18 protein-coding genes and 1 pseudogene are annotated in these 22188 nt (G+C 37.6%); 10 read left to right on the top strand and 9 right to left on the bottom strand.

The window, feature by feature from the left end; translation table 11 throughout:
• Positions 1–440: 440 nt before the first annotated feature.
• The 6 genes from GM552_RS00660 to cydD form a co-directional block, all read right to left on the bottom strand.
• On the bottom strand, positions 441–638 hold the full coding sequence (locus tag GM552_RS00660; RefSeq protein WP_110439310.1) for a hypothetical protein: 198 nt from the start codon (positions 636–638) through the stop codon (positions 441–443).
• 16 nt (positions 639–654) lie between these two features.
• The gene (cydB, locus tag GM552_RS00655) at positions 655–1791 is read right to left on the bottom strand and encodes a cytochrome d ubiquinol oxidase subunit II (RefSeq protein WP_155564832.1); all 1137 of its coding nucleotides are present in this window, start codon (positions 1789–1791) and stop codon (positions 655–657) included.
• Between the two features lies 1 nt (position 1792).
• Positions 1793–3394, bottom strand: coding sequence for a cytochrome ubiquinol oxidase subunit I (locus GM552_RS00650; protein WP_155564831.1), 1602 nt, complete (start codon positions 3392–3394; stop codon positions 1793–1795).
• A gap of 190 nt (positions 3395–3584) precedes the next feature.
• On the bottom strand, positions 3585–4055 hold the full coding sequence (locus GM552_RS00645; protein ID WP_155564830.1) for a hypothetical protein: 471 nt from the start codon (positions 4053–4055) through the stop codon (positions 3585–3587).
• A gap of 115 nt (positions 4056–4170) precedes the next feature.
• The gene (gene cydC, locus GM552_RS00640; RefSeq protein ID WP_155564829.1) at positions 4171–5868 is read right to left on the bottom strand and encodes a thiol reductant ABC exporter subunit CydC; all 1698 of its coding nucleotides are present in this window, start codon (positions 5866–5868) and stop codon (positions 4171–4173) included.
• Positions 5865–7541 (bottom strand): thiol reductant ABC exporter subunit CydD, encoded by a 1677-nt coding sequence (cydD, locus tag GM552_RS00635; protein ID WP_155564828.1) that lies wholly within the window; start codon positions 7539–7541, stop codon positions 5865–5867. Before cydD ends, cydC begins: the two co-directional genes overlap by 4 nt.
• A 359-nt stretch (positions 7542–7900) precedes the next feature.
• On the opposite strand from cydD, the gene GM552_RS00630 reads away from it, so the two are divergent.
• The 7 genes from GM552_RS00630 to GM552_RS00600 all read left to right on the top strand — a co-directional run bounded on the left by GM552_RS00630 (position 7901) and on the right by GM552_RS00600 (position 15005).
• Positions 7901–8932, top strand: a complete 1032-nt coding sequence (locus GM552_RS00630) for a sulfate ABC transporter substrate-binding protein (RefSeq protein WP_155564827.1) — start codon at positions 7901–7903, stop codon at positions 8930–8932.
• Between the two features lie 18 nt (positions 8933–8950).
• Positions 8951–9817, top strand: coding sequence for a sulfate ABC transporter permease subunit CysT (cysT, locus tag GM552_RS00625; RefSeq protein ID WP_155564826.1), 867 nt, complete (start codon positions 8951–8953; stop codon positions 9815–9817).
• The gene (locus tag GM552_RS00620) at positions 9818–10660 is read left to right on the top strand and encodes a sulfate ABC transporter permease (RefSeq protein WP_155564825.1); all 843 of its coding nucleotides are present in this window, start codon (positions 9818–9820) and stop codon (positions 10658–10660) included.
• Position 10661: 1 nt separating this feature from the next.
• Positions 10662–11645, top strand: a complete 984-nt coding sequence (locus GM552_RS00615) for a sulfate/molybdate ABC transporter ATP-binding protein (protein ID WP_155564824.1) — start codon at positions 10662–10664, stop codon at positions 11643–11645.
• 296 nt (positions 11646–11941) lie between these two features.
• A complete protein-coding gene (locus GM552_RS00610) occupies positions 11942–12694 on the top strand; it encodes a phosphoadenylyl-sulfate reductase (RefSeq protein ID WP_155564823.1) in 753 nt (250 codons plus the stop codon).
• Between the two features lie 26 nt (positions 12695–12720).
• Positions 12721–13635, top strand: coding sequence for a sulfate adenylyltransferase subunit CysD (cysD, locus tag GM552_RS00605; protein WP_110439299.1), 915 nt, complete (start codon positions 12721–12723; stop codon positions 13633–13635).
• Positions 13636–13673: 38 nt separating this feature from the next.
• A complete protein-coding gene (locus GM552_RS00600) occupies positions 13674–15005 on the top strand; it encodes a sulfate adenylyltransferase subunit 1 (RefSeq protein WP_155564822.1) in 1332 nt (443 codons plus the stop codon).
• A 45-nt stretch (positions 15006–15050) separates the two neighbouring features.
• On the opposite strand, the gene GM552_RS00595 is transcribed toward GM552_RS00600, so the two are convergent.
• Positions 15051–16172 carry an alpha/beta fold hydrolase gene (locus tag GM552_RS00595; protein WP_122122853.1) on the bottom strand — a complete coding sequence of 374 codons (1122 nt, stop codon included), beginning with the start codon at positions 16170–16172 and terminating at the stop codon, positions 15051–15053.
• A gap of 66 nt (positions 16173–16238) precedes the next feature.
• Between GM552_RS00595 and GM552_RS00590 the strand changes: the two genes are divergently transcribed.
• Genes GM552_RS00590 through GM552_RS00580 form a run of 3 tightly spaced genes read left to right on the top strand, consistent with a single transcriptional unit; the run spans position 16239 to position 19840 of the window.
• Complete coding sequence (locus tag GM552_RS00590; protein ID WP_155564821.1) at positions 16239–16439, top strand: zinc-finger domain-containing protein; 201 nt, start codon at positions 16239–16241, stop codon at positions 16437–16439.
• A gap of 8 nt (positions 16440–16447) precedes the next feature.
• Positions 16448–19228: a DNA polymerase I gene (gene polA / locus GM552_RS00585; RefSeq protein WP_155564820.1), complete on the top strand. Its 2781-nt coding sequence runs from the start codon at positions 16448–16450 to the stop codon at positions 19226–19228.
• 3 nt (positions 19229–19231) lie between these two features.
• Entirely contained in the window at positions 19232–19840 is a 609-nt protein-coding gene (locus GM552_RS00580; protein ID WP_155564819.1) for an SCO family protein, read from the top strand.
• Between the two features lie 77 nt (positions 19841–19917).
• Here GM552_RS00580 and fghA read toward each other — a convergent pair whose 3' ends face one another.
• Positions 19918–20754: an S-formylglutathione hydrolase gene (fghA, locus tag GM552_RS00575; RefSeq protein WP_155564818.1), complete on the bottom strand. Its 837-nt coding sequence runs from the start codon at positions 20752–20754 to the stop codon at positions 19918–19920.
• A 27-nt stretch (positions 20755–20781) separates the two neighbouring features.
• Positions 20782–21893 (bottom strand): annotated as a pseudogene (locus tag GM552_RS00570) (S-(hydroxymethyl)glutathione dehydrogenase/class III alcohol dehydrogenase).
• Positions 21894–22188: the final 295 nt, after the last annotated feature.

The following is a 22188-nucleotide window of genomic DNA, read 5'->3' as shown; positions in this document are numbered from 1 at the left end:
TTGGAAAACCTTTTTCAATATCCGCACGTCCATTTCGATGATCTGCACCAGATTCAACAATATCAAAACGCTCGCCTTTTTCTGCCCATTTAGAGGAGAAAAGCTTTCCAGGTCTTTGAATAGACATATATAATCCCAACCAACTTTATTGTAAAATAACTAATTAATCATAATAAGAAATTAATTAATTACTTATTGATTGAATAGGGATTATTTCCCTTAGTTAATTAACTTATCAATATTATTCATTTACAAATTTTAATATATCACTTAATTATTTTAAATAACAAAGCCGAGAAAAATATTTTTCTCGGCTTTGTTATTTAAAATACATCTATTACATTAGGGAAAAATTCTTTTAGTAATAAAATAAAATATCAAATAAACAGCCAAATAAATAAAAGGAACACAAAATATGATTAATTCAAGATAACCACCCATTAGAATTCTCCTGTTGAATCACGTAAATCTGATTGGGCATCAAATAAAACTGCCCCTGCCACTGATATGAGAATAATCATCACTGTACCAATTAACCATGCAAAATACCAAGGTCCCTGATCACCCACAAAAACAGCGATTAATAATGCGACTATTAAAACTAGGCCTAGTCCAGTGAAACGTAGAAATGTAGACATAATAACACCTTATTATTCAATAACTGTGATGATCATTTATGATATTAGAAGTTTTAACCTTACCCCGCATGACATAAAAGCACCATGACGTATAAGAAAGGATAATAGGCACGAAAAGACAAGCCACAACAGCCATGCAAATTAGTCCGTATAAACTACCGCAACTGTTCCATATTGTCAGACTTTGATTTGGAATTGTTGTTGAAGGCATAAAAAACGGAAACATGGCAGCCCCAACCGTACCAATAACACCAATCCAGGAACCAAGTCCGATCCACCAGGCAGCAACAGGTCTATCAGATTTAACCATTAATGTTCCCAGTAACATGCATAAAACACCCAGCAAAGGTAAACCCCATAAAATTGGATGTTCATAAAAATGATGTAACCAGGCCCCTTTATATAATGCAACATTCTGACCAAATAATGGATTTGAAGGCATTGCAGGATGACCACTGACTAAAACAAATCCTTTAATTTGCGTAATCCATAATCCTCCCAACACAAATAATATTATCGCAATCATCCCTGCAATAGTAGCATATTTTTTTGCCCGTAAATAAATGGGATCTTCACCACGTATCATCAACATGGCTCCACCTTGATAAATACTTAACGAAACCGATAATAAACCACATAAAACAGCAAATGGATTAATCAGATAACTCCAGAAAGATTCATCCTGAAAATACTGTCCATTCCAAATGAAATGATATCCTACACCTTGCAAGATATTACCAAAGGCTGCTCCACAGACAAACATTGGAAAGAAACCAGAAAGCAAAAAAATCCAGTCCCAACTCGAACGCCATAATTTTGCATCAACTTTTGATCTAAATTCAAAAGCTACAGGTCGCAAAATCATGCTGAACAACAGTAAAACCATAACAACATAAAAAACAGAAAACGCCGTGGCATACAAGGTTGGGAAAGCAGCAAAAATGGCACCTGCTCCCAAAATAAACCATACCTGATTCCCTTCCCAATGGGGTCCGATAATATTAAGGGCTGTACGACGCTCAACATCATTTTTGCCAACGAAACGAAGAAGCATACCAACACCCATATCCATACCGACCATCAGGCCCAATCCAATAAGCAGGATACATAATAATGTTGCCCAGATTAATTTGAGAATTACATAATACTCCATATCAATCTCCCCAGCCTTCTTGATATGTAAACACTTTTTTCGATAAAGAATCCCTATCTTGATATTTTACCGGCCCAAGTCGAGCAAATTTAAACATCAAATAAAATTCCACGACAATAAATACACTGTAAAATAATAAGAAGCCGATCAAGGAAAAAACCATATATCCCGCACTGTGTGTTGACGAAGAAACAACTGTCGGCAGAATTTCATAAACGGACCATGGTTGTCTTCCCACCTCTGCTGTGATCCAACCGAACTCGGATGCAATAAAAGGAAGCGGAATTGACCATGTAATTATCTTTAAAAACAAATGGTTTTTTTCAATTTGTCTTTTCAGACTTACATAAGATCCCATGGCAAAAATGACAAAAAAATAAATTGCAAGGAAAACCATAATTCTGAAGGCCCAGAATGTGACAAAGACATTAGGGACAATATCATTCTTGGTTTTTTCAATAATAGTCGATTTATACTCTGGCGTAATCTTTGCTATATCCTGATCCGGAGCATATTGACTTGCCAGAAAACCATATCCCATATCTTTTTGATGAGCCTTAAATATATCAAGATCAGCCTGTCGATGGTCTTCCCCATAACGTTTTAAAGCCGATACCGCCTTTATGCCCGACTCAATCCTTGGAACCGCTTGATTTTTTAATTCCTTAACACCAGGAATAGAAGTTGTAAAATCATGGGTTAACAAAGGGGTTAAAACAAAAGGAACTCCAACCTCCAAATGGTTTGTCTGCTTTTTATCATCGGGAATACCAAATAAAATCCATGGTTCATAAGGAGGTTTGCTTGTTTCCCACAACCCTTCCATTGCAGCAACTTTTGTCGGTTGATGCATATAATCCAATCGGCCAAGGACATCCCCAAGCGTTATGACTGCAATTGTTGAAATAATTCCAAATAACGCGGCCATACGAAAAGAACGTGCGGCAAATTCACGATGCTGTTTACGTAATAAATAAAATGCGCTGATCCCCATTACAAACATTGATGCGGTTACAAATCCTGCCACAGAAGTGTGTACAGCTTTTGCCTGTGCATCAGGATTGAAAACCAGAGCAACAAAACTTGTTGAGGTTAATCGCATGGTCTCTGGATCAAAATGAGCCCCTGCAGGCATATTCATACATGCATTTGCCACTAAAATCCATAAGGCGGAAATATTTGACCCCAATGCGACAAGATAGGTAATTGCCAGATGCGCACCACGACTCAACCGGTCCCATCCAAAAAACATTAGTCCGATAAATGTTGATTCCATAAAGAAGGCCATTAAACCTTCAATCGCAAGAGGTGTTCCAAAAATATCGCCAAAGAACCTTGAATACATTGACCAGTTCGTGCCGAATTCGAATTCCATGGTTAATCCTGTGGCGACACCAATCGCAAAATTAACAGCAAATAATTTTCCCCAGAATTGTGTCATTTCCTTGTAAATTTCTTTACCAGTAATGACGTAGGCAGTTTCCATGGCAGCCAAGATAAATGTTAGACCCAGTGTCAAAGGAACAAACATGAAATGATACAAAGCTGTCAAAGCAAACTGAAAGCGGGAAAGATTTACAACCAGAAGGTGTATCCCATCCATTTTATATAACTTTCATTTTTTCAAAAAAATGTTCTAGTCTAATATCTGGCTAAAATAGAAAATCATAGAAAAAGACAACAAAAAACCCTGTACCAAATAAAAGAATGATTATTTGATTGCTTTATAAACTATTTTATCAACGAGGTGTTTTCTATAATAGCCAAACACAAATATTGTTTGAATATTTTACTTATGAATATGTTTCATAAAATGGAGGCGCTCTTGCCCCATTTGCCTTGTAAAAAATATTGAGTGGAGCCTTAGCAAGATATATCCGATATAAATATGAAATAATGGATATTAAAATCGAAGGTAATAAAGGCTCATAATTAACAATCGATATTGGCAACCAAAAAATACTACAATAAAGACAGAAAAGTATCCCTTTTTGTTTTGAATGAGAAGTTGAACCGTGAGAAGAGGAAATTTTCTCATCCATTGGCATAATGGCGTTATTCATACCCAACATACTGTTCATATGTTGCATATGCATCATGCCCTTTGGCGCGAATTGCCCATTATACATTGGGCAATGCCATATTTTCGTAAATGTCAGGGGCGTAGTGAATAAATGAAAAACAAAGAAAAACAAAACTGTCAGTGCTGTATAGTTACAAGCCCTATCTATATTTTTTTCTTCAATTTTCCGTTTTGGATACATTATCAGACAGCTAAAAACAATATTAATTCTTTATAACATATCCTGTTAAAATCGATTGATAAAAAAACTGTAATTATACGTAAAATATTCGTGTAATTTGATTTTGAAATTAAGATTATTTTTTATAGTCATCCATGATAACTTTATGAAAATATCCATTTTCCAGCGAAAAAACAAGATTCATTAAAAACAATATACTTGTTTCATGAGTAATGATTATCAGAGTTTTGTCAGCATATAGTTTCAATAATTCCTGCATCATTGTATATTTTGTTTGCTGATCCAAACCATCTGTTGGTTCATCAAGAATCAGCCAGGGGGTTTTACGTAAAAGAGCAATAGCAATAGCCAATCTTTTTGCCTCCCCTCCCGACAATTCTATTGCATTATTGCCTATATGACTGTGAATATTCTTTGGTAGTCGTTTAACAAAATCATCAAGTTGCACAATTTTTAACACATCATAAATTTCATTTTCAGTTGCATCCGGTACAATCAATCTAAAATTATCCATGATGCTTCCAGAAAAAAGATGAAAATCCTGGGAAACAACAGTGATAAAAGAAGATAAATTATCCGTATTCAAATTCTTGACAGCTTCACCGGCAAACTTAATTTCTCCAGCCTGGATTGGATAAAACGAAAAAATCAAATTGATCAAACTACTTTTGCCAGTCCCGGACTCGCCAATAATCGCCACTTTATCACCTTGTTTGATTGTTAAAGATGCATTCTGTAAAATCATTCTTGGGTTATGGGGATAACTGAATTGAACTTTGTCAAATACGAGACAGGTGGAAGAGGATACGGAATTGATGACCCTACTGCTTTGTTTCTTTTTCCCTGCATTTGATAGAATCTGTAACCTTTTTTGTGCCAGGCGTGCTTTTATATGAGCATGACAAGCCTGTGGTAAGGGAATTACAACATCAAAAGCTGCCATTACACCCAAAACCAACATGGGAATTTCAGCTGCATTCAATCCCATATCATGATGAGCATTACTGGCCTGAAACAAAACGGCAATAACACAAATCATCATAATAAATGTAATTAATGACTTGGCCACACTTTCAATACAATCCAGCATCAATCTGCTTTGATCAATAGATTTCTGAGCAGTCTGAATTTTTTTAAAATACTGATCAATAACCTTAAAAATATATAATTCACCAAAATGACGCAGAGTTTCACCTAGATCAGCCTGTAAATTGTTTCTTGATTCAAGAATATGACAAATATACTTGTATGAACAACCGTAAACTCCAACAGAAACCAGACCGACTGCCATGATAAAAGCTATGGCCAAGGAGAAAGCCGCCACAGGCAAAAAGAAATAAAAGGTAACAATAAATATAATCCCACAACATAAAGCCCGAATAAAAGGAAGCAATGCATCAGTATAATAATTTGCTATATTTTCTGAATCGGAAACAAATTGTCCCAGCAAGTCACCCCCTCTTTTATTCACAAGTCCTGCAGGTGTTAAGGGGATCAGACATTCATAAACCTTTTTTCTTGCCAGGCTTATAACCCTTAATGCGCCATCATGCGTGATCACACGTTCCAAATATCGTGTCACAATCCGTGTTATGGCAAAAAAACGGACCCCTGAGGCTGGAACAATAATATTAAATGCCTGAACGGCAATAATCCCGGTTAATCCAACTATGGCTGCACTAGCTATCAACCATCCTGATAAAAACAGCAACCCAAAATTACTCAGGGCCGCGATACAAGATAAAAATAGACCCAGCATTAAATGCCATTTAATCGGTTTAACCAATTGAAAAAAAGAAAAATTAAAATTCATAACGACTTGCCACCAACCCTTGAATTATGAAGCAGTTGTCCCCGATCTATTTGTACAGAAACCTCACCATAAGAGATTAAAAGGGGATTGTGCGTTGCCACAATAACAATCCTGTCCTTTTTAAGAAGTTGAATAGTCTGAATGATCTGCAAGGCATTTTTTTGATCCAACCCGGAAGTGGGCTCATCAAGAATCAGAATATCTGGATTTTTTAACAGCGCTCGTGCCAACATAAGGCGTCTTATTTGTCCACCCGATAAATTCTGCCCTTCCTCCCCTATATGAGTTTCAAAACCCTGTGGTAGGGTTTCTATAAAAGACAAAATACCGACTTGATTGGCTACATTACGCAATTGATCAAGAGAAGGTTCAAAAGCTTTCAGGGATAAATTATCCCTAATCGTCCCATATAGCAATAAAGGTTCTTGAGGAACCCAGGCAATATCCACCATATTTAGAGATTGTGACTGGTTTTTTAAATCAATCATTTTAAGCGTGCCTGATTGTACAGGTAAAAAACCAAGTAGAATATTTAATAAGGTCGTTTTTCCTGCACCACTATGACCAAATATAATATTGAGCCTATCTCTTAAAAATGTACAAGTAATATCCTGCACTAAATTTATATTTTCTTTATTCTTAACCGTTACATGATCGAGAATGATTTCCTTAATACATGAATCTATCCTTTTATTTTGATAAGAAAATTTAATTAGTTTCGGTAAACTGTATATTTTTTTTAATTGATCCAAAGCTGCATTTGCATTTTGTCTGGCATGGTAACTCGATGAAAAGTCTCGTAAAGGCATGAAATATTCTGGCGCCAATAACAAGACAAGAAAAGCAGAGTGAAAATGCATGGTTCCATTTAACAAACGAATACCAAATGTCACAGCGACAACTGCAATTGATAAACTTGAAAAAAATTCCAACACTGCTGACGTTAAAAACGCAACCTTCATAACTGACAGTGTTGTTTTACGATATTCATCTGAAAGTTTTTCAATAAATTTCAAACTTTCACCAGCCCGTCCAAATAACCGTAAGGTCTTCAACCCTTTCAACATGTCAAAAAAGTTTCCGCTTAACAGGGATAACTGCCGCCATTGTCTATCCATAATCACCTGTGCCGTATATCCAACCAAAGCCATAAAAAGCGGAATTAAAGGACCCGTACATAACAAAATCACAAAACCCCAAATATCAAAGTTTAAAACAGTGGCCAAAATAAACAGGGGCAATATGACCATCATCACGGCACTGGGGATATAGCGTGCAAAATAGGGAAGCAAATTATCGACGGCTTCTGTTAGGCTGTTAACCATTTCCCCCAAAGAAATATGACTGTAGGAAATTGGACCTGTTCTAAACAGTGATTGATAAATCTCCAACCTTATGGCTTTTGTAATTTTTAATGCCGCTTTTATGCCAGTAATATCAGAAACAGATCTGGTACAAATTTGAAAAAATACACAACATATAAAATAAATAACTTCGTTATCAACAAAAGAAATATTCGCTTTATAAAATATGATTGAAGTAATGATTTTTGACAACAACACCAATTCTAATATTAATAATATTGATGAAATTGAAGATAAAAAAACAGTAATAACAAACCAATTTACTGATAATTTAATAAATTTGTTAAGCGTTATTGATATATTATTCATTTTTATAAAACATATAAAATTAATCTAAATTTTATACTAATCTAAATAATCATTATTTAAATTGGCGGCAACATGATGATAATGATATAAAATGTATTTTATATTGGCCCCTAAAATTATAAAACAAACATTTTCGCGAAAATTGAAGTTTGTTGTAAAACAGAAATAATTGATATATAAATTAATGTCATCAAATTTATCTTCTAGATAAATCTGAAAATTTATATTTACACAGATTTAAAATACTTTATAAAAAAGTAATTTATTATATTTTTTAAAAATTAACTTTTATTTTTTGTTAAAATAGTTCATATTCACATTTACGCAAGTAATTATTCCCCTTTCAAAGCCATATCCCTATGTTTTTATTCAGATATATTACTCAAACATTACATTTATATATAGCTTTGATTATTGCAGTTTTTGCCGTCACAACATCCACCGCCCGTACTAAAACCATAAGTCTATTGAATTCTTCCTATGATCCAACACGAGAATTCTTTCATCAATATAACCATTTTTTTCAACATTACTGGAAACAGAAAACAGGTCAGGATGTCATAATATACCAATCCCATAGTGGTTCAGGAAAGCAGGCCAGGGCCATTATTGACGGTATGCAAGCCGATATTGCCACACTAGCTCTTGCCGGAGATATTGATGCAATCAATAAATATCACCCCTTGCTGACCAAAAACTGGCAGGACAATTTTCCCAATCATAGTGTTCCTTATACATCAACCATTGTTTTTCTTGTTCGCAAAGGTAATCCCAAGCATATCCATGACTGGAATGATCTTGTCAAACCTGACATTGCTGTAATTACCCCCAATCCAAAAACCTCTGGTGGGGCAAGATGGAATTTTCTCGCTGCATGGCTTTACAGTTATACCAAAAATCATGACCCACAAGAGGCCTATGATTTTGTCAAACAGCTTTATAAAAATGTTCCCATACTTGATGCCGGGGCAAGGAACGCCAGTCTTACATTTACCCAACGCAACATTGGAGATGTACTTATTTCTTGGGAGAATGAGGCCTATATGGCAACCCGTGAATCAGGGGCAGGACAATTTGAGATAATAACCCCATCCACATCTATCCTAACGGAACCCCCCGTTGCACTCATCGATACTGTTATTGACCAAAAAAAAACAAGGGAAGTAGCAAAAGATTATTTACTTATGCTTTACAGCGATGAAGGTCAAAAAATTGCCGCTCAAAATTATTATCGTCCCATTAATCCACGTATAGCATCCCATTACATCATGTTTCGTCCCCTTCATCTTTTAAAGATCAATGATTTCTTCAAAAACTGGGCAGAGATTAACCAAGAGTTTTTCAAAGATCATGCCATTTTTGACCAAATCATTCACAGTATTAATCAATAAAGCCATAAGGAAAAAATTATGTCTTTTTCCCGATATTCAATTCTTCCAGGGTTTTGGCTTAGTTTTGGATACAGTCTTTTCTGGTTGTCCTTTATCGTTTTATTACCATTGGTTGGACTGATTCTTTACAGCACCCATATCAATAGTCATCAGCTTGTCATGATCTTAACCGATCAACGCTTATTAAGCGCATTAAAACTTTCTTTTTACACCTCTTTCTGCGCTTCTTTACTGTCCTCTATCCTGGGCGGTTTTTTAGCCTGGAATTTAATGCGTTACGAATTCAAGGGAAAAAAAATAATTGATTCAATGATTGATCTTCCCCTGGCATTACCTACTGCAATTGCAGGCATTGCATTAACGGACTTATATGCGCCCAACGGTTTATTCGGTACAATTTTACCCTTCAAGGTTGCCTACACACCCCTGGGCATTATTCTTGCCCTCATATTCGTTACAATTCCCTTTGTAATCAGAACCTTGCAACCCGTTATAAAAGAGTTCCCCCCTTCATTACAAGAAGCGGCTTACACACTAGGTGCAACCCGTTTACAAACATTTATATATATCTTTCTCCCCATTTTATTTCCTGCATGGCTTACCGGTTTTTCGCTTTCTGTTGCAAGAAGCTTGGGAGAATATGGCTCCGTTGTGTTCATTGCCGCAAATATTCCTTACAAAACGGAAATTTTACCTATCTTAATCGTATCAAAACTTGACCAGTTTGATTATACGAGTGCAACTGTAATCAGTCTCTTAATGTTGCTGGTTTCTTTTTCTTTATTATTTTTTTTCAACCTGTTCCAAAAACATTTTAAACCTTACCGCCTAATTCTATCCACATCCCAGCTTTCCCCTTTTAATATTTTTCAGAGGAATACATAAATGCCCTTTTATTCCTCCAAACCTTTTGTAAATTGGCAAAAAAACAGCGTTATCTTTATTACTTGGCTCATTTTTTTAATTATTTTTATCGCACCCCTTTCTATCATTCTAATTGAAGGTTTAGGCAAGGGTATTGTCTTTTTCTGGGTCACCTGTACTTCGTCAGAAGCCCTGGCGGCACTAAAATTAACAATAATAGCGACTTCCTGCGCCGTTTTTTTCAATGGAATCTTCGGACTGATGGCCGGATGGTGTTTATGCAAATATGATTTCAAAGGGAAAAATATACTTTTAACCCTCATCGATCTGCCTTTTTCCATTTCCCCTGTGATTGCAGGTTTGATTTATACCTTACTCTATGGATCGCAAGGTATTTTACATACTTTTTTAATGCATTATCACTTACAAATTATTTATGCAATTCCAGGAATTATTCTTGTAACCATTTTTGTGACTTTTCCCTTTATCGCGCGTTCTTTGATCGCCTTAATGCAAACCCAGAGCAATCAAGAAGAGGAAACCGCCCGTTTGTTAGGGGCATCAGGATGGCTAATTTTTAAAAAAATAACATTTCCCAACATCAAATGGGCATTTCTGTATGGTATTGTTATGTGTACCGCCCGTGCCATGGGAGAATTTGGTGCCGTTTCAATTGTTTCAGGCCATATACAAGGCCTGACCAATACCTTACCCCTTCATATCGAGATTTTATATAATGAATATAATGCCGCGGCCGCATTCAGTATTTCCATTCTCCTTCTTATCATGGCCCTATTCATTCTCATTCTAAGATATTGGTGTGAGAAACAACTTAAACCGTCCCCAAAGAAGGGAAATAGTTAAAATGGGTATTCAGATATCTCATCTCAATAAATGGTTCAATCATTATCATGCACTCAATGATATAAACCTCACCATTGAAAAAGGTGAGCTTGTTGCACTCCTAGGACCATCGGGATGTGGAAAAACAAGCCTGTTACGAATTATTGCAGGATTGGAATTGCCCACCTCGGGACACATCTTTTTTGAAAACCAGGATATAAGCAAGGAAGATATTCGTAATCGACATATTGGGTATGTATTCCAGAATTTCGCTTTATTCCCACATATGAAAGTTATTGACAATATTGCGTTTGGTCTACGCATTAAACCAAAAAAAGTACGGCTTTCCCCCAAAGAGATCACGAAAAAAGCTCAATTTCTTCTGGAAATGGTACAACTTGAACATGTGGCCAATCATTATCCACATGAACTCTCCGGCGGACAATGCCAAAGAATTGCCCTGGCACGTACCCTAGCCATAAATCCCAAAATTCTATTACTGGATGAACCTTTTTCCGCTCTTGATACAAAGGTCCGAAGAGAATTACGACGTTGGCTAACCCGGTTTCATCAAGAAATTCAACTGACAACCCTTTTTGTAACGCATGATCAGGAAGAGGCCATGGAAATTGCTGATCGTGTTGTCATCATGAATAGGGGTATCATTGAACAAATTGGCTCCCCGATTGAAATCCTCAATAATCCGGCCAATGATTTTGTCTATAATTTTTTGGGCGATTCGAATAATTTACGTATTGGGGAAAAAAGCTTTAATTTTCGCCCCTATGAAATTGATATACAAATTAACGATATATCCCCTATAGGATACTATCCAGCAGAAGTCATCGATATACGACCCCTTGGTGCTTTAATGAAACTAGTTTTAAAACCTCAACAATGCACCTCTCACATTGAAGCCCAAATTCCAAAAACAATTCCAAAAATTCATAATCTAAAAAAAGGCCAAATTATTTATTTTAAGCCAATTTTAGATTTTGAAATATGAATATATACAAGGAAATTATAAATTTTATATATAAATCAATAAATTACAAATAAAATGTACAATATTTTATAGTTATTAATTGACTTTATTTACTTAAATAATACAAATTATATTGCTTAAATTGAAAATATTCTATATTTTACAGTTAATTAAAGTAATTTGAGGAATAGTTTTATCATGGATCAGCCCCCTATTGCAGATTATCCTGTTTAGTCATTAACACCAGAATTTCTAACCGCATCTTTTTCAAATTCCTAATAACAGAATTATTATATCAACTTAGGTAACAGTTTACGATGACACCACTTGAATTCTATTCCAAACATCCAAGCGAGCAATATGAACAGAAGCTCGAACAAACAAGATCATTCCTGCAAAAAATAAATCGGGATTATTCACCATTGGTTCAGGCAACCAGTTTAGGGGTGGAGGATATGGTAATCACAGATCTTATCCATCAGCTTGATTTACCCATTCAGGTTTCCATGCTGGATACACTAAAACTGCATCCTCAAACGCTAGCCTTAAAAAGACAAGTTGAAATTCATTATAGTATAAAAATAAAAAGCTACTATCCAAACAAAAGAACAGTCCAGAATTATGTTCAAAAAAATGGTGAAAAAGCGATTTATCGATCAACTGAGCTTCGTAAAGAATGTTGTCAAATCAGAAAACTGGTCCCCCTGACCGACCTTTTACGGAACTATAAAGGTTGGATTACAGGATTACGCAAGGAACAATCAAATTTCCGAGCCAATCTTCAAGCAGTTGAACCTGAAAACAAAGGGAATGATCAACCTGAAGTAAAGCTTAACCCTTTACTTGACTGGACAAATGGAGATGTATGGCACTACGTTAAAACATATCGCGTTCCCTACAATACGCTTCATGATCATTTTTTTGTCAGTATTGGCTGTGAACCATGCACTCGCGCCATCACTCTTGGTGAAGATTTCAGAGCTGGACGCTGGTGGTGGGAACATGATGAAGCGAAAGAATGTGGTCTTCATGTGAGTGCACCCATTTCTCTCAACTCTCATCAGTCTTAACATATTTTAATTATGGTCATTTTATCATGAATTTTCTCATATCATCCTCGAACCCTGCCTTAAATGATCTGGAAGAAGAGGCCATATTCATTATGCGTGAAGTGGCTGGTTCCTTCGAAAAACCAGCCCTGTTATTTTCTGGCGGCAAGGATTCATGTATTTTATTAAGGCTGGCTGAAAAAGCCTTTGGGCAGGGACGCTTCCCCTTTCCGCTTCTTATGATCGATACAGGACATAATTTTCCAGAAGTCATCCAGTTTCGTGATCAGAGAGCAAAAGAATTAAAGGCAAATTTAATTATTCGATCAGTAGAAGAATCAATGAAACGAGGTACGGTGAGGCTATCTCATCCTTTGGAAAGCCGTAATCCCCATCAATCAGTAACATTGTTGGAGGCTATAGAGGAATTTGGTTTTGATGCATTAATTGGAGGGGCCCGCCGTGACGAAGAAAAGGCCCGTGCCAAGGAAAGAATTTTTTCACACCGGGATTCTTTTGGCCAATGGCAACCCAAAGATCAACGGCCAGAATTATGGAACATATTCAATACCAGAATTCATCCGGGTGAAAATTTCCGTGTTTTTCCAATCTCTAACTGGACGGAATATGATGTATGGCGTTATATCGAACAGGAAAATATTCCATTACCCAGCCTTTACTACGCTCATCAACGGCAAGTCATTCCCCGCAAAGGGTTGCTTGTTCCTGTAACAGAGGTGACACAGCCTAAACAAGATGAAGAAATTCTTACCAAAACTGTCCGCTTTCGCACGGTCGGTGACATGACCTGTACTTGCCCTATTGAAAGCAATGCAAAAACAGCACGCGATATTGTCAGGGAAACAGCTACCGTCACGATCAGTGAACGTGGTGCAACCCGTATGGATGACCAGACCTCAGAAGCCTCAATGGAAAAACGTAAACTGGAAGGTTATTTCTGATCTCTCTATCCCCGTTTTTATTTCTTAAGGAATGCATCATGATATCTTCTCCCGTAAATTCAACCTCTCATTCACATCATACATTAAAATTCCTGACCGCCGGAAACGTTGACGATGGCAAAAGCACATTAATCGGCCGTTTATTACTCGATAGCAAGGCAATTCTTGCCGATCAACTATCTGGTATACAACAACAGTTTTCGACAGACCGTTCCTATGATCTCGCCCGGCTTACAGATGGATTACAAGCTGAACGAGAACAAGGTATTACAATCGATGTGGCATACCGTTATTTTACCACACCAACTCGTAAATTCATTATCGCGGACGCACCAGGTCATGAACAATACACAAGAAACATGGTAACCGCCGCCAGCAATAGTGACGCTGCCGTCATTTTGGTCGATGCGACAAAATTAAACTGGGAGATGGAAAATGTTGACTTATTGCCTCAAACCCGTCGACACACATTACTTGCCAACCTATTAAAAGTCCCTTCGCTGCTTTTCGCCATCAATAAACTTGATGCTGTCAAAAATCCCGATATTGCCTTTGTGCATATTAAAAAAGCACTGAAAAAATTCACTCAGGAAGCAAATATACCTGTTACGCACATCATACCCATTTCAGCATTAAAAGGTTATAATATCATCTCCACTATAGCTGATAACGAAAGATATCGCTTATGTGAAAATGTCTATCACGGTCCCTGTCTTTTAGACGCCTTGACCGAACTTCCCTCCCAACAACATATTGTCAAATGTCCTTTATATTTCCCTGTCCAATATGTACAAAAACTATCTGAAACCCAATCCAGCCCCACCCAACATGGTCAAAGAATTTTTTGGGGGAAAATAGCGGCAGGAACTGTCAAGCCAGAAAATGAAATTATTGTGCAACCTTCTGGACTAAAAGCAAAAATTGCTAAGATTTTTGCCGATGCACTACAAAACGAAATACCCTGTGCTGAAGCGGGTAAATCCGTTGGATTAATTCTTGACCGGGAAATAGACATTTCCCGAGGGGACTGGATAACCTCTCCTTCCATATCTCCATTACAAAAAGAGGTCCAAGCCACCCTGGCATGGTTGGATGACGAACCTTTGATTATTGGAAGACTTTATTGGTTGAAACATGGTCACCGCTGGATCAAGGCGAAAATCTCATCGATTCATAATCATCTAAATATACATAATCTGGAAAAAGAACCTGCCAAGGATTTACAGAAAAACAGTATTGGACAAGTTTCCCTAACCTTGCAACAGCCAATTCCGGTTTTACCCTATAACCAGGCAAAAGATGTGGGTGCAGCCATTTTGGTAGATACGGCCACCAATCGGACTGCTGGAGCTGTTCTCCTCCAAGGCTAGCCGGCAAGCTGTTATTGCACTATCACCCATAAGATATAGAGACTTTTATTTTTTAATAAAATTATCAACCTGGCTTGGCAAATAAACCGGTATTTTTTCCTTTCCCTCAATCGATAACCATGTGGAGGTTGAAATATCTCCACCTGATGGCAAAAACTGATCCGGACTAAAAATCCAGCTCAGTATATCCTGCACCACAATGTTTCTATTTCTACCACGCAACAATAAATGATATCCTCCAGGAATATAATCCTTTCTTACCCAAGAAGGAAATTGTCGCCAGACCTTTTTCATTGAAGAATCAGGGATGAGCTGATCCATATCACCATACATTACAAGGATTGGAGAATGAATATAAGGAGCCGCCTTTGCAGCCTTGCTCATCAAATTGACCAACCCATACAATGCCTTTACACGGGCTTTGTGCAATGATAACGGATCAAAATACAAACGTAACAGGGATTCATCATTATCACTTGCCCTGATGGTTACCGGGGCGCTTTTTCCACTTAACCGCCAATTCGGGGCGATCGTATTGATCATGCGCAAGATAACATCGGCAACCAGTCCCAGCTGTTTATGACCCCACACGGCTGGGGCCAGTAAAATATAACCATCGACTTTTGGAACATTGGGACGTGAGGCCAAACACATGGCGACAGCCCCCCCCATACTCTCTCCCATCACATACAAGGGTGTATCGGGATATCGAGTTTTTAAAAATGATATTTCCTCAATAATATCGTCAATCATCCGACGGCTACCCGCCCAATTCCCTCTTAACGGTGCTTGTCCAAATCCTCTCTGATCCGGGGAATATAAAGTTACACCTGACTTAACAAAATGATCTGCTGAATCTTCCCACGCATCGCGACTATCATTAAATCCATGTAAAGCCAGGATAATTGCCTTTTGTTGTATTGCCCGCCATATACGCACGGGAATACGGGCATGATCCGACATTTCCCACCACAAATCAGGAGGAATCAGCTTTTTATAACGTGCATAGGGATCAGAACCGATAGAGGATGTATTCAAAACAGAACTATTCACTTTAACTTCTGCATAGGCTATATTACAATGTTGGGTCAGGAAATAAATTCCGATCAGAAAAAAATAGCAAGCTTTATGTAAATAGACAGAACTTAAACGGTTTAAGAAAAACATATTTGTCCAAGATAAATTTTATTTTTATAAATGACAAGTTCTGAACCACTTAACAAGGGTATATTCATGAATTTAGAAAAAGATTCTACAACAACCTTACCGACGAAACCTATTGAAACCATTTATACGTCCTCCCAAACCGTTGCTTGTGAGGGTAATCATACACTGTTCGGTCATCCACGGGTTTTTCTAAAACTAAAAAACGGACAGGCAACCTGTCCTTATTGCTCAAAATCATTTGTCTATAAACCATCTGAATCAAATTAACATCTTTCATGACTTCATCTTCTGCATCAAATCAAAAACACTTAATCCTCATTGATGGATCCGGGTTTATTTTTCGCGCTTTTCATGCCATTCCCTTAATGACTGATCCATCAGGAACACCTGTCAACGCGGTTTATGGTTTTACTAACATGATGATAAAACTAATCCGTGATCGTGTGGCCAGTCATATGGCTGTAATTTTTGATGCAGGAAGAAAAACCTTCAGGAATGAAATTTATCCAGCTTATAAAGCACATAGACCCCCTCCTCCTGAAGAGCTTGTTCCCCAGTTTTCACTTGTTCGGGAAGCCTCTGAAATTCTGGGATTACCAACAATTGAAATGGCAGGATGGGAAGCTGATGATCTTATTGCAAGTTACGCAAAAGCAATCGTGGCAGATGGGGGCAAATGTACAATTATTTCTTCCGATAAGGATCTGATGCAATTAATCAACGAACATATTCAAATGCAGGATCCCATCAAGGAAAAAATCATCAAGATTGAAGAGGTACAAGCTAAATTTGGTGTGTCCCCAACAGATATGATTTCCTTACAAGCATTGATGGGAGACCCGGTAGATAATGTCCCTGGAGTTCCTGGCATAGGTCCCAAAACGGCAGCCGCTTTAATTCATGAATATGGACAGTTGGAGGATATCCTTGCTGCCATTCCTACGATGAAGCCCTCCAAACGGCGCGATAATCTTGAAACCAACAAGGAAAATGCACGAATTTCATACCAACTTGTTCAGCTAAAAGATGATATTCCTCTACCCACCCCGATTGATCAGTTAAATTGTTGCAAGGCTGATCCTGAAAAAGTTACCGCATGGCTTCAAAAACATGGATTCCGCTCCATATTAAATCGCTGGACAAAAAATTCTCATAATACAGGCGACATTCCTCATACATCTCGCAGACAGGAAACACAGACCGGTCCCGAACCAAACAAAGCGGTTCTTGCCGCCCCGTATCATCAGTATGAGACCATTCTCAATAACACGCAATTACAGGAATGGATTCACCGAATTCAAACAACCCATTTTTGTGCCGTGGATACTGAAACCGACAACCTTAATGCATTACAGGCAAATCTAATCGGGATTTCCATAGCTGTAGCCCCGGGTAAAGCCTGTTATATTCCCATCAATCATCAAATAGATGGAGAATTATTAAAACCAGAACAAATTTCATTAAAAAATGTCATTCAGTATCTTGGCCCCATTCTGACAGATCCTTCCATCCTCAAGATTTTTCATAATGCTAAGTATGATTTTCTTGTCTTGGAACATAACGGGTTTCCGCAACCTGCCCCCTATGATGACACAATGATTATTTCTTACAACCTGGCGGCGGGAGAGCACAGACATGGAATGGATGAGCTGGCAAAACGCTATTTGAATCATCAAACAATATCTTATGATGCATTAACCGGAACCGGTCGTAAACGTATCCCTTTTGCGCAAGTTTCAATTGAAGAGGCAACAACCTATGCAGGTGAAGATGCAGATGTCACTTTGCGTTTATGGGAAATATTGCGACCTCAATTAAGAACCGCACATGTTCTAGGTCTTTATGAAGAAATAGAACGCCCCCTAATTCCAATCCTGACCAGGATGGAACAGAATGGAATTATGATTGACGCTTCCCTTCTTCAAAAGCTTTCTACTACTTTCACCGAAAAAATGTCAGAAAAAGAAAAAGAAATCTATCATGTTTCCGGTGAAGAATTCAATTTGGCCTCACCAAAACAGCTTGGGGAGATCCTTTTTGACCAGATGAAGTTGCCTGGTGGAAAACGTATGAAATCTGGTACATGGGGAACAGATGTCAAGGTATTACAGGAACTTAGCGATCAGGGTTACGAGATTGCTGAAAAACTGCTGGCTTGGCGACAATTGGCGAAACTTAAATCCACCTATACGGATGCCTTGGTTAAGGAAATAAACCCGGAAACAAAACGTGTACATACCAGCTTTAATATGGTTGGAACCGTTACGGGACGTTTGTCTTCCAATGATCCCAATTTACAAAATATACCTATTCGAACAGAAGAGGGTGGAAAAATCAGGGAAGCATTTATTGCCAAGCCTGGCCATGTTCTTGTTTCCGCAGATTATTCACAAATAGAATTGAGGCTTCTTGCACATGTTGCAAATATTCCCCAATTAAAAGAATCCTTTATTCATAATGAGGATATTCATGCCCGTACTGCCTCAGAGGTCTTTGACGTTCCAATCAATGAAATGCAACCTTTGCTGCGTCGACAGGCCAAAGCCATCAATTTTGGTATTATTTATGGAATTAGTGCCTTTGGGTTAGCCAAACAACTGAATGTTTCATCATCTGATGCCAAACAATATATTGAGACCTATTTTAAACGTTACCCTGAAATAAGGGCATATATGCAAAATACCCAGGAAGAGGCAAAGGAAAAGGGATTTGTTCTAACACCTTTTGGCAGAAAATGCTGGATTGCTGGAATTAAAAATAGCAAAGGTCTACAAAAGGCTTATGCCGAACGCCAAGCCATAAATGCTCCTATTCAGGGGGGCGCCGCCGACATTATAAAATGCGCAATGCGGGATATGGACAAAATCATCACAGAAAAAAAACTCCCCGTAAGCATGTTATTACAAGTTCATGACGAGTTGCTTTTTGAAGTGCGAACAGATTATGCTGAAACATTCGTTAATCTTGTAAAGCAAACAATGGAAAACACTGTTAATCTTTCCATTCCCCTTGTTGTTGAGGCTGGAATAGGTAAAAACTGGGCAGAAGCACATTAAACCATGCCACAGAATCAAAAAAAATCTATTTGGATTATTTCATTCCTATTTATCGCTTTCATTATTGGCATGATGTTCCTCGGGATTAAATTCACTGCCAATCATACAGCCGTTGCGCCTGAAAATTCCAATGTAATCGGAGGGGGTTTTCAACTTATCAGCCCTGCAGGAAGTATCGTCAATGACGGAATATTCAGAGGGAAATGGATGTTGATGTATTTCGGTGCAACACGTTGCCCGCATAATCAATGTCGTAAGGATCTTATAAAAATGGGTGAGATCATTAACCATTTAGAGAATAAAGCATCTCAACTTGTTCCAATTTTCATATCCTTTGATTCTAACTATGATACACCCAGCCGTCTGATGTTAAGTATGAAGGCCTATAATGATAAAATTATAGCCCTGACCGGTGGTGAACTGGCGCTTCGTGATATTTCAATTCTTTATCATGTTTCCATCAAAAAAGCGCCAATCAATAGTGATATAAGTCTTGTTGAACCTTATGATCAGTTCATTCTCATGGATCCAGAGGGAAAATATAGAACCTCCATTCAAACAGGAACAGAAACGCATCAGATTGTAGAGACCCTTGAATCAATAATCCATTAAATATAGTTTATACAAACTGTCCTCATTTCAAAAAGCGTGAAACTGCATAAATTCTTGATATGATTATTCACATATATTTACTTTAAATATCTATAATGAAATAACAAATGATCACGAATAAAACTTGAAACAAAAAAATAGCTGTGGTCATAACCTTTCTGCCATCGCAATTGAAACGGCCAATTCTTTTTGAGGGCAACAGTTTCCAAAATTTCTGGTTGTAACTGTTTTAATAAAAATTCATCCGTTGTTCCCTGATCAATCAATATAGGAAAGGGTTGATCAATATAATGCTCCATTAGAAAACAGCTATCATAGACTTGCCAAGTTTCCTTGCTATCTCCAAGATAATGACAAAATGCCTTACGCCCAAACGGCACCTGCATTGGATTAACAATTGGTGCAAAAGCCGAAACCGAACAAAATCGACCAGGATGTTTTAGGGCAAACATCAAAGCACCATGACCACCCATTGAATGTCCAGCAATAGATTGCTTGCCATTCGATTTAAATTGTCGCTTGATCAATTTGGGAAGCTCAATGGAAATATAATCAAACATTTGATAATTTTGTTTCCAGGGTTCTTGTGTCGCATTAACATAAAAACTCGCTCCCTGTCCCAGATCATAAGAAGGCGCGTCAGGAATTATATCACCTCGGGGACTTGTATCAGGGACAACCAGTATAATTCCCAATTCTGCAGCATATTTTTGCGCCCCTGCCTTAGTCACAAAATTCTGGTCATTACAAGTTAAACCGGAAAGCCAGTATAATATAGGTAAAGTTGTATTCCTGTAATCAAGTGGCAAGTAAACTGAATAACTCATTTCGCAGCCCAGTGTGACTGACCAGTGTCTAAACCGTTTTTGCTGTCCACCAAAAGATTGATGAGTTTCCAATTCAACATATTTCATAATATTTCCTGTCAAACCTATCTGAAACTAGTAATGTAAAACAGTTCGAATAGCCTTTCCCTGATGCAATAAATCAAAAGCCCTATTAATCTCATCAAATGCCAAGTCTTGTGTTATAAAATCCTCCAAAACAAATTTGCCTTGCAGATAATCATTTACAATAACAGGCAATTGTGAACGCCCCTTAACCCCACCAAATGCGGATCCTCGCCATACGCGGCCGGTCACCAACTGAAAAGGACGGGTGGAAATTTCCTCACCTGCCCCGGCAACACCAATGATAACAGATTCTCCCCAACCTTTGTGACAACATTCAAGAGCAGAACGCATTACCTGAACGTTTCCTATACATTCAAATGAAAAATCTACTCCACCTTTTGTTTTTTCAATTACAACTTCCTGTATTGAGGCGGAATAATCTTTAGGATTTATAAAATCGGTAGCACCTAACTTCCTAGCCAATTTAAATTTTTCTGAATCAATATCAATTGCGACAATGCGACCTGCACCCGCCATATGGGCTCCCATAATGACCGACAAGCCAATCGCACCCAACCCAAAAACTGCAACACTATCACCTTTTTGTACTTTTGCCGTATTTTTTACAGCTCCCATACCAGTTGTGATTCCACAACCCAATAAACATACTTTTTCCAAAGGGCCTGTTTACTGATCTTTGCTACGGAAATCTCCGGAACAACCGTATATTCGGAAAATGTAGATGTTCCCATATAATGATAGATAGGTTCGCCGTCTTTAAAAAAACGGTTCGTACCATCAGGCATCAACCCTTGACCTTGAGTGACACGAATAGCCTGACAGAGATTGGTTTTACCAGAACGACAATATTCACATGTTCCACATTCCGGAGTATATAAGGGTATAACATGATCACCAACAGAAACACTTGTTACCCCTTCACCAACAGCCTGTATAATTCCCGCCCCTTCATGACCCAATATTGCAGGAAATATACCTTCAGGATCTTTTCCTGAAAGCGTGTATGCATCTGTATGACATACGCTGGTTGCAATTATCTTTATTAAAACTTCCCCTTTTTGTGGCGGCATTAAATCAACTGTCTCAATTGAAAGGGGCTGATTGGCTCTCCATGCAACAGCAGCCTTCGTTTTTATCATCTCCATCTATGATCACTCTTCTGATACAAAAATTAATTTATTCAATTAAATATTAAAACCCAGAATTTTATAAACCAAACAAACAGTTTCAAAGTAAAGATTATATCTATAAAATTGAATTTCATGACTCAATTTAGGTTAAAATTTATTATAGTCTTCTGGTTCCAACAGTTTGAAAATAATCAATCCATAAACCCCAAACAGGCATTGATAGAATTTTCTTTCTTGATATATTCTTACTTCAGATAATCTTCCCGAAAAAGTATTTTTAATTTAAACCTGTTTCAATTTTAAA

It is taken from the genome of Commensalibacter sp. ESL0382 (genome assembly GCF_009725775.1).
Taxonomy (GTDB): Bacteria; Pseudomonadota; Alphaproteobacteria; order Acetobacterales; family Acetobacteraceae; genus Commensalibacter; species Commensalibacter melissae.
The sequence above is the reverse complement of the archived record's forward strand: the minus strand, read 5'-3'. Positions and strand labels throughout refer to the sequence as shown.